Genomic DNA, 15,735 nt, shown 5'->3' with positions numbered 1-15,735 from the left:
TGACCGCACATGCTTGAGACCAAGTTCCTTTGCATGCTCAATCGCCATCGCCCCAAGCGCTCAGCCGTGGAATGGGACGGCCGGACGTTCGTCGGCACTTGCCGGAACTGCAATGCGCCGATTCGCAGGCTGGAACGCGGAGGTTGGCGCGCCGCCAAGGATGTCGAATCGACCTAGTCGGCCCGGACAGCGCATCACGCTGTTTCTTTTGGCATGCTGGTCAAGCTGACGAACACGTCTTCCAGATCCGCTTCTCGAGTCGAAACGTCTACGATCGCGTAACCCTGCCCCTGCACAAGGGACATGACTTCGCCGGCAGTCGTGCGATCCTTGTCGTAATTGATCTCTAACTGACGCTCGCCAGACAGGTGACTCTTGAGAAACGCTGGATGCTGCGGCGCAGCATCGAGATCACGATCCAGCGTGAGCACGACAATCTTTTCCCGCGCCATGTCGACAAGTTCGCGCGTCGGCTTGTTGGCGATCAGCTTGCCATGATTAATGATCGCGATGCGATCGCAAAGCTCTTCGGCCTCCTCGAGGTAGTGAGTCGTCAGCACTACGGTCACACCGTCGCGATTGAGTTCGCCGACCAGTTCCCACAGCTGGCGACGCAGTTCGACGTCGACGCCAGCCGTTGGCTCATCGAGCACCAGCACGGGCGGCGCGTGGACCATCGCCTTGGCGATAAGCAGGCGCCGCTTCATACCGCCGGACAGCGATCGCGCATAAGCGTCCGCCTTGTCGGCCAAGTGGACCGCGCGGAGAAGTTCCATGGTGCGCCGCATCGTCTTGGGCACGCCGTAGAGTCCGGCCTGGTTGTCGAGCACTTCGGCCGGCGTGAAGAAGGGATCGAATACGATTTCCTGAGGCACGATCCCGATCGAGGCCTTGGCATTGCGCACATCGTGATCGATGTCATGCCCCCAGATCTCGACGCTGCCCGATGTCTTCATTACCAACCCGGCCAATGTATTGATCAAGGTTGACTTGCCGGCGCCGTTCGGCCCGAGGAGTCCGAAAATCTGGCCTTGCGGCACGTCGAAGCTGACCCCGTCCAGCGCCAGCTTGCCGGGCGCCTTGCCCGTCGGCGCATAGCGTTTCACCAGATCGCGAATGCGGATTGCGGGGGGAGTTTCATTGGTGCTTGCCATGGCCGCTGCCTGCACCAGCGCCAGCGAAAACGCAATTGTCTGAAGCCCGCCGATTTGCTAGCCGCAGCCCATGATTCAGGCACCCGAAACCGTTTACACCGACCATCATCGCGTAAAGTGCGACGGCGCGTCCGACATTCGCGGCGGCGTTGCCCTTGGCCATCCGCGCGTCTGGCTCGAGATCGACGAGAAGGGCTATGTCGAGTGCGGCTATTGCGACAAGCGCTTCGTCCTCAAGGGCGGCCCAGCGGATAACGCCCAAGCCGCTTAAGCAGCTTCGCTCTATGGCCTTTGTGTCTTGAGCGCCTATATCGGTCAGCATGACCGATCTCGACACCCGCTCGCTGCTCTATCGCTCTGGCCTTCTGTCGCCTGAAGAGGCGCAAAACCTCACCGCGAATGCGCTGAAATCCTGCGACGACGGCGAACTCTATCTCCAGTTCATCGCCAGTGAGAGCTTCGGTTTCGATGACGGTCGCCTGAAGACGGCAGACTATTCGCGCGATGCCGGCTTCGGCTTGCGCGGCGTCTCCGGCGAGATGACCGGTTTCGCCCACGCCAACGAAATTTCGGCGGCTGCCATTGCCCGTGCCGGCGAGACGCTGAAGCTGCTCGATCCGGCGAAGGGCCAACCTGCCCCGCCGCCCCGCAAAAACAACCGCCACCTCTACACCGAAGCCTCGCCGCTCGATGCCGTTCCGTTCGAGGCCAAGGTCAAGCTGCTGGAAACCATCGATGCGGCGGCCCGAGCTCGCGATCCTCGCGTGGCGCAGGTTTCGGCGTCGCTTTCGGGTTCGTGGTCGGTGGTGGAGATCGTCCGCGCCGATGGATTCGTCGCCCATGACGTCCGCCCGCTGGTCCGCCTGAACGTCTCGATCGTCGCGGAACAGAACGGCCGCCGTGAAACGGGTTCGTTCGGCATCGGCGGCCGTCGCCTTTACGACGACCTGTTCTCGGCCGAAACGTGGAATCGCGCGATCGACGAAGCGCTGAACCAGGCGCTGGTCAATCTCGAATCGGTGGCCGCGCCGGCGGGTGAAATGACCGTGCTGCTCGGCCCCGGCTGGCCCGGCGTGCTGCTGCACGAAGCGGTCGGCCATGGTCTCGAAGGTGATTTCAACCGCAAGGGCACCAGCGCCTTCTCTGGTCGGATCGGCGAACGCGTCGCTGCGCGAGGCGTTACCGTGATCGACGATGGCACCCTGCTCGGCGTCAATGGCCAGGGCCGTCGCGGCTCACTTTCGATTGACGACGAAGGCACGCCGACTCAGGAGAACATCCTGATCGAGGACGGCATCCTCAAGGGCTACATCCAGGACCGGCTCAACGCCCGCCTGATGGGCGTGGCCCCTACCGGCAACGGTCGCCGCGAAAGCTTCGCCCATGCCCCGATGCCGCGCATGACCAATACCTTCATGCGCGGCGGCAATGATGATCCGGCCGAACTGCTTTCCCGCGTGAAAAATGGCATCTTCGCCAAGTCCTTTGGCGGCGGACAGGTCGACATCACGAGCGGCAAGTTCGTGTTCTCGTGCACCGAGGCCTACCGTATCGAGAACGGCAAGCTCGGCGCACCGATCAAGGGTGCGACGTTGATCGGCGACGGGCCGACCTGCCTCACCAAGGTCATCGGCATCGGCAACGATCTTGCGCTCGATGAAGGTGTCGGCGTTTGCGGCAAGGGCGGACAGAGCGTTCCGGCAGGCGTTGGGCAGCCAACCTTGCTGGTCGAAGGCCTCACCGTCGGCGGCACGGCCTGATCGAAGGATTGCTGGCACTGCGGCGTTATGTGGTCAGCGCGGGTTAAGCCGTTTCACGCTAACGGTCGGGGACCGAATCGAGAGGGAAGTGCCAGATGATCAATACCGCCAGCAAATTCGCTGCGGCACTGGCCGCCGGATCGCTGCTTCTTGCCGGAGCCGCTGCCGATGCCAAGCCGCGTCTAACCCCGGAACAGGAACTCGCCAAGGCGCTCGAAGGGCGCGTGGCGGGCAAGCCGCAAGACTGCCTGTATCTGCCGCGCGTCGTCAATACGCGGATCTATGACAAGACGGCCATCGTCTACGATACTGGCAGCACCATCTGGGTGAACCGTCCCGATTCTGGCGCAAGCTCGCTGTCCGACAACGACATCATGGTTACGACACCGTTCGGAGCACAGTTGTGCAGTGTCGATATCGTGCGGATGGTCGATCGCAACGTCGGCTTCTGGCGCGGATCGGTCGGTCTCGGCAAGTTCGTGCCCTACACGAAGGTGAAGGCTGAAAAGACCGGCTGACCGGGTTGGAATTGGCAGCGCCATGGCGCTAAAGGCGGAGCATGACGCTCCGCCTTGCCAAGACCGCAGATGCGCCCGCCCTTGCCGATCTCGGCCGCCGCGCCTTCATTGCCAAGTTCGGCGACCTTTACAGCCCCGAAAACCTCTCACGCTTCCTTGAGGAATCACATTCGGAAGCGACGGTTTTGTCGCAGCTGGCAGAGCTAGAGATGAAGATTGCGGTGATCGAGGAAAAGGGCGTTCTGACCAGCTTCTGCAAGATCGTCCGCAAGAGTTCGCTTCCGCAGAAGACACCAGCAAGCTCACCGATGGAACTCAAGCAGCTCTACACCGACCCTGACCTGATCGGGCGTGGCCACGGTGCGCGGCTGATGGACTGGGCCCTGGCCGAAGCGCGGGCCTGGGGCGCGGACGAGATGCAGCTTTCGGTCTATGCTCACAATCCCGATGCCCAGCGCTTCTACCGGCGCTATGGCCTCGACAAGGTGGCCGACATCGAATTCTGGGTGGGTGACCACTGCGATCCCGAATTCATGTTTGCCGGGCCGGTTTAGACGCCTTCCGGACCGGCTCCTTAGTCCCTATAGAGGGCCCATGTCCTCGATCCGTCCCTGGCGCGATATCGCGCGTCGCAAGAGCCGCCAGATCATGGTCGGCAGTGTTCCCGTTGGCGGGGACGCTCCGATCACCGTGCAAACAATGACCAACACCCTGACGTCGGATGCCGTAGCCACGATCAACCAGATCCGCCGCTGCGAGGATGCCGGTGCCGACATCATCCGCGTCTCGTGCCCGGACGTCGAAAGCACCACGGCGCTGCGCCAGATCACCAAAGCCGCCCGCGTCCCGATCGTTGCGGATATCCACTTTCACTACAAGCGCGCGCTTGAAGCTGCCGATGCTGGCGCTGCCTGCCTGCGCATCAATCCCGGAAACATCGGCAGCAACGACCGCGTGGCGGAAGTGGTCCGGGCCGCCAAAGCCAATGGCTGCGCGATCCGTATCGGCGTCAACGCCGGCAGCCTCGAGAAGGACCTGCTGGAAAAGTACGGCGAGCCCTGCCCCGAGGCCCTCGTCGAAAGCGCGCTCGATCATATCAAGCTGCTGCAGGACCACGATTTTCACGAATACAAAGTGGCGGTGAAGGCCTCTGACGTATTCCTCGCGGTCGCTGCCTACATGGGACTTGCCGAAGCGGTCGATTGCCCGCTGCACCTTGGCATTACCGAGGCTGGCGGGTTGATCGGCGGCACGGTCAAGTCCTCGATCGGCATCGGCAACCTGCTCTGGGCGGGCATTGGCGATACCTTGCGCGTATCGCTTTCGGCGGAACCGGAAGAGGAAGTCCGCGTCGGCTTCGAGATCCTCAAGAGCCTCGGCCTGCGCACGCGCGGTGTCCGCGTGGTCTCGTGCCCATCCTGTGCGCGTCAGGGCTTTGACGTGATCCGCACGGTAGAGGCGCTGGAGAGCCGCCTTTCCCACATCAAGACGCCGATCTCGCTGTCAGTGCTCGGCTGCGTCGTGAACGGCCCCGGCGAAGCGCGCGAGACCGATATCGGCCTCACCGGCGGCGGCAACGGCAAGCACATGGTCTACCTCTCGGGCGTGACCGACCACACTATCCAGTCCGAAGAGATGCTGGACCACATTGTATCGCTGGTAGAGAAGAAAGCCGCCGAGATCGAAGCGGCGACGACCGACGCGGGGAACGTCACCGAAGCGGCTGAATGACCCGTCAGCGCCCTGCGGCGGGTTTGTAGATGTCTATGTAGTCGGTGAGTTCATCACACCATTCGAAGGTGCGCAAGCGCCAATATGGGCGATTCTGCGTCACGGCAAAGCGCCAGTCTTCACGGGTCGCCTCGCATCTGCGGCCCGCGTCGGGCGTGTCTGTAATGCGGATCGTGCCTGAAAAGACGAAGTAATCTGCGCCGATCTCCGTCACACGGCCATCGAGCCACAGGCGGCCGGGGCCATTCGACGAAGCCTGACTTGCCGTGAGCCTTATCACCCCGGCATCGTCCCGCGCATTGGCAGTGCCGCGCGTATTCCAGTTGATCCATTGCAAGGTCACGCCGGAATTACGCAGCAACTGATCCGCCGCAACCCGATCAAGGATCCGCGTAACGGCTGCCGAAGGCGTCGGAACTGGCGGCGTTGAAGCTTGCGATGCGGGAGCGGGTAGCGAAGCCGTCGGCCTCCCACCGTCGGGCGAACAGCCGGCAAGCGCCAGAAGCACTGGTACCGAGGCAAGCGCGGCGCGGATCATGGTGTTCATGCCTTTCGCAATTCTGCGGGGCTGGCAAGGTTCCTGGCGAATCGCTAGTCGTCGTTCATGACCATCTCCATCCGCGCGGCGACCCATGCCGATACACCCCTGATCGCCGAACTCATCCGCGCTCTCGCCGAGTATGAAAAGCTGGCGCACGAAGTCCGCTTCGACGAGGCGGTGCTGGCAGCCAAGCTCTTCGGCCCGCGCCCTTATGCCGAAGTCGTCATCGGAGAGCTGGATGGCGAGCCGCAAGGGTTTGCCTTGTTCTTCCACAATTTCTCGACGTTCGAAGGCAAGCCGGGGATCTACCTCGAAGACCTGTTCGTGCAACCTGAGGCCCGCGGCTCCGGCCTCGGCAAGGCGCTGCTCTCGCATCTGGCCGCCTTGGCGGTCGAGCGGGACTGTGCGCGTCTGGAATGGTCGGTGCTCGATTGGAACGAGCCGGCGATCGGTTTCTACAAGTCGCTCGGCGCCAGGTTCATGGACGAATGGACGGTCATGCGCGTGGACGGCGAAGCCCTGAGCCAGCTGGGAAGCCAGTTCGCGGCACAGCCTGGCTCAGATGCTGGAAATCCGGTCGCAAATGCATAGAATGCTCGCCGTTCACGCTTGATAAGGCGAAAGCGTGTTACGGGACCGGACATGACAGACAAAGTCGACAGGCGAACGGTACTGGCAGGCGCTGCGGCAAGCGCCGTCGCTGCCGTGTTCCCGCCGCGCGTGGCGGCAGCAACCTACTATCCCAACCAGCAGCACCGCGAAGTCCTGCGCATTGCCGCCGAGCAGGTGGAGAAGCACCGCGCGTCGCTGTGGCGGACCGATATCGTCGGCATTGCGGACTTTGCGATGCCCTCGTCCTTGCCCCGCTTCCACTTTGCCAATCTGGAACGCGGCGAAGTCAGGTCTTTCCTCGTCGCGCACGGCCGCGGTTCCGACCCTGAGCACGATGGCTTCCTGAAGACCTTTTCCAACGAAGTCGGCAGCCTTGCCACCTCGCGTGGCGCCTACGTCACCTGGGAGTGGTACAAGGGCAAGTACGGAACCTCGATTCGCCTGGGCGGCCTGGAACCGGACAACTCCAACGTGCTTGACCGCGCAATCGTGCTGCATTCCGCGTGGTACGCCAATCCCGCAATGCTCGAGAAGTGGGGCAAGCTGGGCCGCTCTGACGGCTGCTTCGCCATGAGCGAGGCGGACTTCAACGAAGCCTTGTGGCACCTTTCCGGCGGGCGCCTGCTCTACGCCGACAGGTTGGGCCTGGGCTGAATACCGGATCGGGGACGAGGGACGCGCCGCCCCTTCGTCCTGCTCGTCAAGTGCCAGCCAAAACACCGGTCGCAATGGTAGGGATGCAGGACAAGCTCGCTTGCCTGCGCAGCAACAGCCGCTTCATCCGCGCCACCGAACCGCCGCTTGCGCTGGCAGATGCTGAACCTTGTCCTCGGCACCGTCGAATTACAGCGGATTGTCGAGCTTGATCACTTCCTCGTTGCTCTTGCGCTGCGTGGTATGCTGCTGGCGCGGCTGGGCAAAACTCGCCAGCACCGGCGCGTCTCGGTTATAGATGTCGGGGAATGACCGCAGCATGCCGTTCACGTCGCGCGCGACGGTGAAATAGGTCAGATAGACCGGGAAGGTCTTGGTCATAGGCACCTTGGTGTAGACCTTCGAAGTATGGGCGGCGACCGCATCGTCCGGCGTCATGCTCGCGCCGAGGATCGCCATCGTCATGGCCAGCTCCGTCGCCCGTTCGACGCGCACGCAGCCGTGGCTCAGCGCGCGCGCTGTCAGATTGAACAGGTTCCGGTTCGGCGTATCATGCAGGAAGATCGCATGCTCGTTGGGCATATCGAGCTTCATGCGGCCCAGCGAATTGTTGTCTCCGGGCTGCTGGACGACATAGATCGTGCCATCAGCCGCCTTGGTCACCTTGTAGCCTTCGCGCTCGGCCTGCCTGGGATTGTTCACCAGACGTGCTCCCAGCCCTTCGCCGACGACGATCGACTGCGGCACGGTCCAAGTCGGGTTGAAGATGACGCCTTCGACCGTCTCGGCAAGCTGGGGCGTCGCAGTCTTGCCGGGCTTGCCGACGATGACCTTATAGGTGCTGATGATCTTGTTCTTGACCGTCAGGCGCAGCATCTGCTCGGGCACATTGGTCAGCAGGTACTGCGAACCGAGATCGCGGGCGAGCCAGCGCCAGCGGTCCATGTTCGCCCGAATCAGCGCCGCCTGCTTCTGGGTCTGCGCCTTGGGCAAAGCCGCCTTCAGCGCAGCGTAATCCGGCACCGTCGGCAGGAGGGCCATCAGCGCGCCCTTGACATCATGCTTGTCGAGCGCTTCGGCGAGGATCAACGAGGTTGGATTGACGTCCTGGTCGGGATCAACCGCGAACCACTGCACGCGCGCCGTCATCGGCGTGCGGCCATCGCGCAAATCCTCGGCCAGCCATGTGAAGAGCTTCGTCGCCGTTTCATCGAGCTCCGGACCTTCGCCCTTCACGATTGCCGCAGACAACGCTTCCGGCTGGTAGTCTTTGGGGAACAGCCCTTCTGCTCCGATCCCCTTTATTGCTGCCAGTAGGGCCTGAGCATCCGCTTGTGTCCAATGCGGCGCAGCGACGGGCGCCGACGGGGCCGCGGTTACGACCGGAGCTGCGACGGTTGGCGCGACCACTGGCGGCTTGGCTTGCTTGGTCACGTCGATCGGACCGGATGCTGGCGCCGTCTGGGCAACAAGCGGCTGTGCCGCGAACGTCAGCGCCACAAGGGCCACGCCAAACTTGCCCGAGGTCCCGATACCGAATTTCGCAAGCTTCACGTTCCGCACTTCCCTGTTCAATTGCGCCGTCGCGGGCGGCCGCACCACCGCCAATGTCCTGCCCCAAGGCCACTGGACTATCAAGCGGGGGACTATCAAGTATCGCGCCTGTCTGGAGCCTGAATCGCGCCCGGCGGCCAGATGATCGTTTCAAATCGCAACCAGTTTGCCTATGGCCTGAGCGATGAACGCTCATCGCCCGCTACTGCTCCCTGTCCTTGCCACGATGCTCGGGCTTGCGTTGTTCTCGGTGATGGACGGGGTGATGAAGGCCGCTTCACTGGCAATCGGCGCCTATGCTGCGATGTGCTGGCGAGGCCTTGCCGGATCGTTGCTGACGTTTCCGCTGTGGCTCTGGCGCGGGCAGGGCTGGCCTGCCTGGACCGTGCTCAAGGTACACCTCCTGCGCGGGTCGGTTGCCTCTGTCATGGCAACGCTGTTCTTCTATGGCATCGTGCGGCTTCCACTGGCAGAGGGCATTGCGCTGTCCTTCATCGCGCCGCTGATCGCGCTCTATCTCGCTGCAATCATGCTGGGAGAGAAGGTAAGGCCCGCAGCCATAGGCGGCTCGCTTCTGGCGCTTGCAGGGGTGGTCGTCATTGCTGGCGGCAAGTTCGATGGCCCCTCGGACGCCGAAGCCATGAAGGGGCTTGTCGCAACACTGGTGTCCGCGGTGCTCTACGCATGGAATCTGGTCCTGCAGCGTCAACAGGCGCTTCTCGCCAAGCCCGAGGAAGTGGCCTTCTTCCAGGCTCTCGTCCAGTTCGGCTTTCTGGGTATGGGAGCATGGTGGTTCGCGCCATTTCCCACTGGTGAGGTCTGGTGGCTGATCGTCGGGTCGGCGATCCTGTCTGCCGCATCGATCATGCTTTTGAGCTGGGCTTATGGCCGAGCAGAAGCGCAGTTTCTGGTGCCCCTGGAATATACGGCGTTCATCTGGGCTGCGATTGTCGGATGGATCGCCTTCTCGGAACAGGTGACAGTGCCTATGCTCGCCGGGGTCACTCTGATTGTCGCAGGGTGCCTCTATGCCACCAGAAAGCCCCCGGCCGAGGCGATCGCGCACACCTGAAGCGGGCGCAATGCTGGCCGTTCTTGCAATTGCAAATCAATAAGTGTTCCTCCAGGATAAATCGCGCTGCACATGCGAGATTTGCGCCCCTCTCGCCCTTGACGTGCCCGCGCTTTGCGCGCATCGCCCTCTCGCTTTCAGGCCGTAACTCGCCGCGCCGCCACGGGCCTTTGGTCCAAGAGCGATTCCCCGCGTGGCACCGTACAGCAACGGCCGCGACAGGAGGGAAGACGCACAGCCATGACCCAGGTCGGACAGGATACGCTCGGCACCCGCAGCACGATGAACGTGGGCGGCAAGGACTATGCCTATTACTCGCTCAAGAAGGCTTCGGAGAAGTTCGGCGACGTTTCGCGCCTGCCCTTCTCGATGAAGGTCCTTCTCGAAAACCTTCTCCGCTTCGAGGATGGCGGCTTTACCGTCTCCACCGACGACGTGAAGGCAATCGTCGACTGGCAGAAGAGCCCCACCGAATCGAACAGCGAGATCCAGTACCGCCCGGCGCGCGTGCTGCTGCAGGATTTCACCGGCGTGCCCTGCGTGGTCGACCTTGCCGCGATGCGCGATGCCATCGCCACGCTCGGCGGTGACACCAGCAAGATCAACCCGCTGGTGCCGGTCAACCTCGTCATCGACCACTCGGTCATGGTGGACGAATTCGGCCACCCCAAGGCCTTCGAAGAGAACATGGAAATCGAATACCAGCGCAACATGGAGCGCTACGATTTCCTCAAGTGGGGTTCGAAGAGCCTCAACAACTTCTACGCCGTGCCTCCCGGCACCGGGATCTGCCACCAGGTCAACCTCGAGAACATCGCCCAGACCGTGTGGACCTCGACCGACCAGAACGGCGTCACGGTTGCCTACCCTGATACCTGCGTCGGCACCGACAGCCACACCACCATGGTCAACGGCCTCGGCGTGCTCGGCTGGGGCGTGGGCGGTATCGAGGCAGAAGCCGCGATGCTCGGCCAGCCGGTCTCGATGCTCATCCCCGAAGTCGTGGGCTTCAAGTTCACCGGCGAGCTCAAGGAAGGCGTCACCGCGACCGACCTCGTACTGACCTGCACCAACATGCTGCGCAAGCATGGCGTGGTCGGCCGCTTCGTCGAATACTACGGCCCCGGCCTTGCCGCCCTGTCGCTGGCTGATCGCGCGACGCTCGCGAACATGGCTCCGGAATACGGCGCCACCTGCGGCTTCTTCGGCATTGACGACAAGACGCTCGACTACATGCGCCTGACCGGCCGCGAGGAAGCGCAGATCGCGCTCGTCGAAGCCTATGCCAAGGAGCAGGGCTTCTGGATCGATCCTGCCGTCGAGCCAATCTTCTCCTCGACCCTCGAACTCGACCTCGGCACCGTCGTGCCCTCGCTCGCCGGCCCCAAGCGTCCGCAGGACCGCGTGTCGCTTCCCGAAGTCGACGACGTGTTCAATGCCGACATGGCCAACACCTACAAAAAGACCCCGGCCCGCGTCCCCGTCGAAGGCAAGGACTTCGACATCGGCGACGGTGACGTGACCATCGCCGCGATCACTTCGTGCACCAACACCTCGAATCCGGGCGTGCTGGTGGCTGCCGGTCTCGTCGCCAAGAAGGCCAACGAACTCGGCCTCAAGCCCAAGCCCTGGGTCAAGACCTCGCTGGCACCCGGCTCGCAGGTGGTCACTGACTACCTCAACAAGGCTGGCCTGCAGGAACACCTCGACGCGGTTGGCTTCAACCTCGTCGGCTATGGCTGCACCACCTGCATAGGCAACTCGGGCCCGCTCGCCGAGCCGATCAGCAAGGCGATCAACGACAACGGCCTGGTTGCCGCTGCCGTGATCTCTGGCAACCGCAACTTCGAAGGCCGCGTGAGCCCCGACGTGCGCGCCAACTTCCTCGCCTCGCCGCCGCTGGTCGTTGCCTATGCGCTCAAGGGCACCGTGGTCGAAGACTTCACCACCACCCCGATCGGCAAGAGCAAGGACGGCGTTGATGTCTATCTCAAGGACATCTGGCCCTCGAACAGCGAAGTCGCCACGACCATGGCCGGCTGCATGGACCGCGCCATGTTCCAGGCCCGCTATGCCGACGTCTACAAGGGCGATGCGCACTGGCAGGCGATCAACGTCACCGGCTCGGAAACCTACTCGTGGCGCGCCGGGTCGACCTATGTCGCCAATCCGCCGTACTTCGAAGGCATGTCGATGACGCCGGCTCCGGTCAGCGACATCATCGAGGCCAAGCCGCTGCTGATCCTTGGCGATTCGATCACCACCGACCACATCTCGCCGGCCGGTTCGATCAAGGCTGACAGCCCCGCCGGCCAGTGGCTGATGGAGCATCAGGTCTCGAAGGCGGACTTCAACTCCTACGGCGCGCGCCGTGGCCACCACGAAGTCATGATGCGCGGCACTTTCGCCAACATCCGCATCAAGAACGAAATGGTCCCCGGCGTCGAAGGCGGCTTCTCGCGCTATGGCGACGAGGTCGGCTCGGTCTACGACGTGGCCATGAAGCACAAGGCCGCCGGAACGCCGACCGTGGTCATCGCGGGCAAGGAATACGGCACTGGCTCCAGCCGTGACTGGGCGGCCAAGGGCACCAACCTGCTCGGCGTTCGCGCCGTGATCGTCGAAAGCTTCGAGCGCATCCACCGCTCGAACCTCGTCGGCATGGGCGTGCTGCCGCTGCAGTTCAAGGAAGGCCAGAACCGCCACTCGCTGGCGCTCTCGGGCGACGACACCTTCACCATCAAGGGCGTTGCCAACCTGCAGCCGCGCCAGGACGTGGAAGTCGAAGTGACGCGCAAGGACGGCACCAAGCTGACCTTCACGGCGCTGTGCCGCATCGATACCGCCAACGAAGTCGAGTACTTCATGAACGGTGGCATCCTGCACTACGTGCTGCGCAAGCTCGCCTCGTAAGCAGCGGCTTCAGGCCAGACAGAAAGGGCGCGGGGACTTCGGTCCTCGCGCCCTTTTCTTTGCCTTCAGGAGGCGTTCAGGCAGGCACGCCGCAGCCTTTGCACTCGGGGTCCCGCGCAATGCGCATCGTGCGCAGCGAGGGCTTCAGGCCGTCCATGACGTGCAATTGCCCCCACTGGGGATCGCCGAGCGCCGATACGCCCTCGAGCAGCACCCGCATCGCCGCCATCGCGCCAAACGCACCGACCATGCCGACCATCGCGCCCAGCACGCCAAGATCGGCGCAGCTATCGCAATCCTCGGCATCGAAGGCATCGCCAACGAAACAGCGGTAGCAGGCATGGTCCTCTCGATGACCGGCAAAGTTCGCCACCTGCCCCTGGAACCGCCCGAGCGCAGCACTGGTCAGCGGCACACCCGCCTTGACGCAGGCGTCCGAAACGGCAAGCCGCGTGGCGAAGTTGTCGCAGCCGTCGAGCACCACATCCGCCCCGGTGATCAGGCTTTCAGCGTTGTCGCGATTGATGCGCAGGACATGCACCGAAACCTCCAGCGCTGGATCGAAGGCCTTGACCCACGCCGCTGCCGCCTCGGCCTTGGCCTTGCCGATGTCGGCTTCGGTATAGATGGTCTGCCGCTGCAGGTTGCTCGCCTCGACCACGTCGTCATCCACCAGCGTCAAGCGGCCAACTCCTGCTCCCGCGAGGTACTGCAGCGCAGGCGAGCCAATGCCGCCCATGCCGATCAGCACGGCATGGCTCTGCGCCAGTTTCGCCTGCCCCATCGCACCCACTTCGGGCAGGACGATATGGCGGGCGAAGCGGTCTAAGCGGTCTGGCGTCATGCGACGCAATTAGGGAAGAAGAAGGGGAAATGCGAGGGTCATCACCCTCGCATTTCCCTTTCTCTTAGTCCTCCAGCTGCCGCAGCAGCGTGCGCACGTCGCCGTCCATGTCGGCGTCGCGGGTGCGCAGTTCCTCGATCAGGCGCACGGCGTGGATCACGGTCGAGTGATCGCGTCCGCCGAACTTGCGGCCGATCTCCGGGTAGGAGCGGGGCGTCAGCACCTTGGCGAGATACATCGCAACCTGGCGCGGACGCACCACGGCACGGGCACGACGCTTCGAGGCCATTTCCGTGCGGTCGACGCGGTAGAACTGGCAGACCGTGCGCTGGATCTCGTCGATGGTGATGCGACGGCGGTTGGCCGAGAGGATGTCGGTCAGCTGCTCTTCGGCGAGCTGCAGCGAAACCGGCTGCCCGGTGAGCTGTGCATAGGCGATCAGCTTGTTGAGGCCACCAACAAGCTCGCGCACGTTGCGGTTGATGGTGCGAGCGAGGAACTCTATCACGTCCGCCGGCACTTGCGTGTTGCCGAACCGGCCCAGGCGATGCTCGAGAATCTTGCGGCGCAGTTCGATGTCGGCCGGCTGGATGTCCGCCACCAGACCCATGGACAGGCGCGAGAGCAGGCGCTGCTCGACGCCGTCCAGCGCTTGGGGCGCACGGTCAGCGGCGACGACGAGGCGCTTGCCTGCGCTCATCAGCGCATCGATCGTGTGGAGGAATTCCTCCTGCGTGCTAGCCTTACCGATGATGAACTGGATGTCGTCCACCAGCAGCATGTCGAAGCCGCGCAGACGGGCCTTGAACTCGATCATCTCGTTCGAGCGCATGGCCTGGACGAATTCGATCATGAACCGCTCTGCCGAGCAGTAGAAGATGCGCGCGCCCGGCTTGTTGGCGGCAAAGGCGTGGCCGATGGCGTGGAGCAGGTGGGTCTTGCCCTGTCCGGTCGAGCCCTTGAGGTAGAGCGGCGAGAACTGCGGGGTCTCGACCGCGGCCATGCGCTGCGCCGCGTTGACCGCCAGCACGTTGGCGGAGCCGGAGACGAACTCGGCGAAAGTCAGCGAAGGGTCGAGACCGGACAGCGCCGAATCGAGCATCGCCGGAGCAGCGTGAACCGGAGCGCGCGGCGCGATCGGCGCTTCGCCACCGACACGCAGCTCCGGCATCGAGCGGCGGCGCGGGTGGACGGTGATGCGCACCTGGCGCACTTCAGAGCGTGCGATCTTCCAGGCAAGGCTGAGGCGATCGGCGAACCGATCGGCCACCCAGTTCGCGGAGAATTCGGTCGGCAGGAACAGGTCGAGCGTGCCGGTTTCCTTGCAGAACGAACCGAGCTGGATTGGCTTGATCCACTGCGCGTGGAGTTGCGGCCCAAGGTCCTTCTTCAGACCCTGGCTGATGTCGGCCCAGTCTGCTGCCAGATCCAGCGCTTCCTGGTCCTCGATCATTGTGCTGTCACGTCCCTTCTTGCCCGTCATGCTACGCTCGCCTTCGCCCTTGGCAGTGGTCGCCATGGCGCTGACCGCGCTTCCCCCTGCGAAATCGTCTACTTTCACGCTTCGCTGCCTCGACTGAATTGGCCCGCGCGCTTCCCCGGCACGCAGACACAAAATGCCCCTGCTCTGCCGCACAAGGCGCAGCAGACCCTGTTCGATGAAATTTCAAGTGACACCAAGTGGCAGTGATTCCCGCCCCCGGTCCGCATTGTCTATTGGGGTTCGCCCCCTTCGCGCAAGCGGGCAGGGAGCAAAAAAACTGAAATAAATGCCCTTGACTCGCCCTAACCCGCAGAGATGCATCAAATAGCTGAAAACTAAGGCTTTTTACTTATGCAGTCATGCACGGTCATGCGAATCGCGTAGATTCCGTGACTTGTTGCGACTGCACAATGTAACAATGCGGAAGACTGCGGATCAGTAGGCACACAAATGAAAATGGCCGGCGAAATCATCGCCGACCATGTTCTTTATTTGTGCCGTTCTGGAAAAATGTCCGCCGCTTCGAGCAGCGAATCATCCTGCCAAAGTCAGAGCGCGGCGACGCGCTTCGACAGGCGCGACATCTTGCGCGCGACGGTGTTCTTGTGGAGCACGCCACGGGCAACGCCACGCGCCAGCTCGGGCTGGGCTTCCTTCAGCGCCGCAGCAGCAGCCGTCTTGTCGCCGCCAGCCAGTGCAGTCTCGACCTTCTTCACGAAGGTGCGGATGCGCGAAAGGCGGTTGCCGTTGATTTCGGCGCGACGTTCATTGCGACGGATACGCTTGCGGGCTTGCGGCGTGTTGGCCATGGTCTTCCTGTTTCTCGTGCCTTGGCGGGCGCCAGGAGCGACCGCGTGAATCTCATCCAGTGGCGGGATGTCCCGCCGGAAAGCGCGCCC

The 15,735-nt window shown here is 63.2% G+C and carries 16 protein-coding genes; 10 read left to right on the top strand and 6 right to left on the bottom strand.

Annotated elements, in window-relative coordinates:
- Positions 1 to 33: 33 nt before the first annotated feature.
- Positions 34 to 177, top strand: coding sequence for a hypothetical protein (locus NJ75_RS24315; protein WP_156135746.1), 144 nt, complete (start codon positions 34 to 36; stop codon positions 175 to 177).
- Between the two features lie 17 nt (positions 178 to 194).
- Here NJ75_RS24315 and NJ75_RS08785 read toward each other — a convergent pair whose 3' ends face one another.
- Complete coding sequence (locus NJ75_RS08785; RefSeq protein ID WP_039333528.1) at positions 195 to 1,154, bottom strand: ABC transporter ATP-binding protein; 960 nt, start codon at positions 1,152 to 1,154, stop codon at positions 195 to 197.
- A 70-nt stretch (positions 1,155 to 1,224) separates the two neighbouring features.
- On the opposite strand from NJ75_RS08785, the gene NJ75_RS08780 reads away from it, so the two are divergent.
- From NJ75_RS08780 to ispG, 5 genes are all read left to right on the top strand, one after another.
- Positions 1,225 to 1,425 carry a zinc-finger domain-containing protein gene (locus NJ75_RS08780; RefSeq protein ID WP_039333527.1) on the top strand — a complete coding sequence of 67 codons (201 nt, stop codon included), beginning with the start codon at positions 1,225 to 1,227 and terminating at the stop codon, positions 1,423 to 1,425.
- A 49-nt stretch (positions 1,426 to 1,474) separates the two neighbouring features.
- Complete coding sequence (tldD, locus tag NJ75_RS08775) at positions 1,475 to 2,914, top strand: metalloprotease TldD (RefSeq protein ID WP_039333526.1); 1,440 nt, start codon at positions 1,475 to 1,477, stop codon at positions 2,912 to 2,914.
- A 95-nt stretch (positions 2,915 to 3,009) separates the two neighbouring features.
- Entirely contained in the window at positions 3,010 to 3,432 is a 423-nt protein-coding gene (locus tag NJ75_RS08770) for a hypothetical protein (RefSeq protein ID WP_039333524.1), read from the top strand.
- A gap of 41 nt (positions 3,433 to 3,473) precedes the next feature.
- The gene (locus NJ75_RS08765; protein ID WP_039333522.1) at positions 3,474 to 3,986 is read left to right on the top strand and encodes a GNAT family N-acetyltransferase; all 513 of its coding nucleotides are present in this window, start codon (positions 3,474 to 3,476) and stop codon (positions 3,984 to 3,986) included.
- 40 nt (positions 3,987 to 4,026) lie between these two features.
- Entirely contained in the window at positions 4,027 to 5,163 is a 1,137-nt protein-coding gene (gene ispG, locus NJ75_RS08760) for a flavodoxin-dependent (E)-4-hydroxy-3-methylbut-2-enyl-diphosphate synthase (RefSeq protein WP_039333520.1), read from the top strand.
- Positions 5,164 to 5,167: 4 nt separating this feature from the next.
- Here ispG and NJ75_RS08755 read toward each other — a convergent pair whose 3' ends face one another.
- A complete protein-coding gene (locus NJ75_RS08755; RefSeq protein ID WP_156135745.1) occupies positions 5,168 to 5,710 on the bottom strand; it encodes a hypothetical protein in 543 nt (180 codons plus the stop codon).
- Between the two features lie 57 nt (positions 5,711 to 5,767).
- Between NJ75_RS08755 and NJ75_RS08750 the strand changes: the two genes are divergently transcribed.
- Together NJ75_RS08750 and NJ75_RS08745 are read left to right on the top strand one after the other, a co-directional pair.
- Positions 5,768 to 6,295, top strand: a complete 528-nt coding sequence (locus tag NJ75_RS08750; RefSeq protein WP_039333519.1) for a GNAT family N-acetyltransferase — start codon at positions 5,768 to 5,770, stop codon at positions 6,293 to 6,295.
- Positions 6,296 to 6,346: 51 nt separating this feature from the next.
- A complete protein-coding gene (locus tag NJ75_RS08745; RefSeq protein WP_039333517.1) occupies positions 6,347 to 6,970 on the top strand; it encodes a murein L,D-transpeptidase catalytic domain-containing protein in 624 nt (207 codons plus the stop codon).
- Between the two features lie 189 nt (positions 6,971 to 7,159).
- On the opposite strand, the gene NJ75_RS08740 is transcribed toward NJ75_RS08745, so the two are convergent.
- Positions 7,160 to 8,470 carry a L,D-transpeptidase family protein gene (locus NJ75_RS08740; RefSeq protein WP_407668277.1) on the bottom strand — a complete coding sequence of 437 codons (1,311 nt, stop codon included), beginning with the start codon at positions 8,468 to 8,470 and terminating at the stop codon, positions 7,160 to 7,162.
- Between the two features lie 238 nt (positions 8,471 to 8,708).
- Here NJ75_RS08740 and NJ75_RS08735 point away from each other — a divergent pair, with 238 nt between their 5' ends.
- Both NJ75_RS08735 and acnA read left to right on the top strand, forming a co-directional pair.
- Positions 8,709 to 9,596 carry a DMT family transporter gene (locus NJ75_RS08735; protein WP_039333514.1) on the top strand — a complete coding sequence of 296 codons (888 nt, stop codon included), beginning with the start codon at positions 8,709 to 8,711 and terminating at the stop codon, positions 9,594 to 9,596.
- 240 nt (positions 9,597 to 9,836) lie between these two features.
- Positions 9,837 to 12,509: an aconitate hydratase AcnA gene (acnA, locus tag NJ75_RS08730; RefSeq protein ID WP_039333512.1), complete on the top strand. Its 2,673-nt coding sequence runs from the start codon at positions 9,837 to 9,839 to the stop codon at positions 12,507 to 12,509.
- A gap of 76 nt (positions 12,510 to 12,585) precedes the next feature.
- Here the strand turns inward: acnA and NJ75_RS08725 are convergent, their stop codons facing one another.
- From NJ75_RS08725 to rpsT, 3 genes are all read right to left on the bottom strand, one after another.
- Positions 12,586 to 13,353, bottom strand: a complete 768-nt coding sequence (locus tag NJ75_RS08725) for a HesA/MoeB/ThiF family protein (RefSeq protein ID WP_039333510.1) — start codon at positions 13,351 to 13,353, stop codon at positions 12,586 to 12,588.
- A gap of 64 nt (positions 13,354 to 13,417) precedes the next feature.
- Positions 13,418 to 14,836 (bottom strand): chromosomal replication initiator protein DnaA, encoded by a 1,419-nt coding sequence (gene dnaA / locus NJ75_RS08720; RefSeq protein WP_369821032.1) that lies wholly within the window; start codon positions 14,834 to 14,836, stop codon positions 13,418 to 13,420.
- A gap of 548 nt (positions 14,837 to 15,384) precedes the next feature.
- Positions 15,385 to 15,645, bottom strand: coding sequence for a 30S ribosomal protein S20 (gene rpsT, locus NJ75_RS08715; RefSeq protein WP_039333732.1), 261 nt, complete (start codon positions 15,643 to 15,645; stop codon positions 15,385 to 15,387).
- Between the last annotated feature and the right edge of the window lie 90 nt (positions 15,646 to 15,735).

This window comes from Novosphingobium subterraneum (assembly GCF_000807925.1).
Classification (GTDB): domain Bacteria; phylum Pseudomonadota; class Alphaproteobacteria; order Sphingomonadales; family Sphingomonadaceae; genus Novosphingobium; species Novosphingobium subterraneum.
This window is presented reverse-complemented; position numbering and strand designations above follow the sequence as displayed.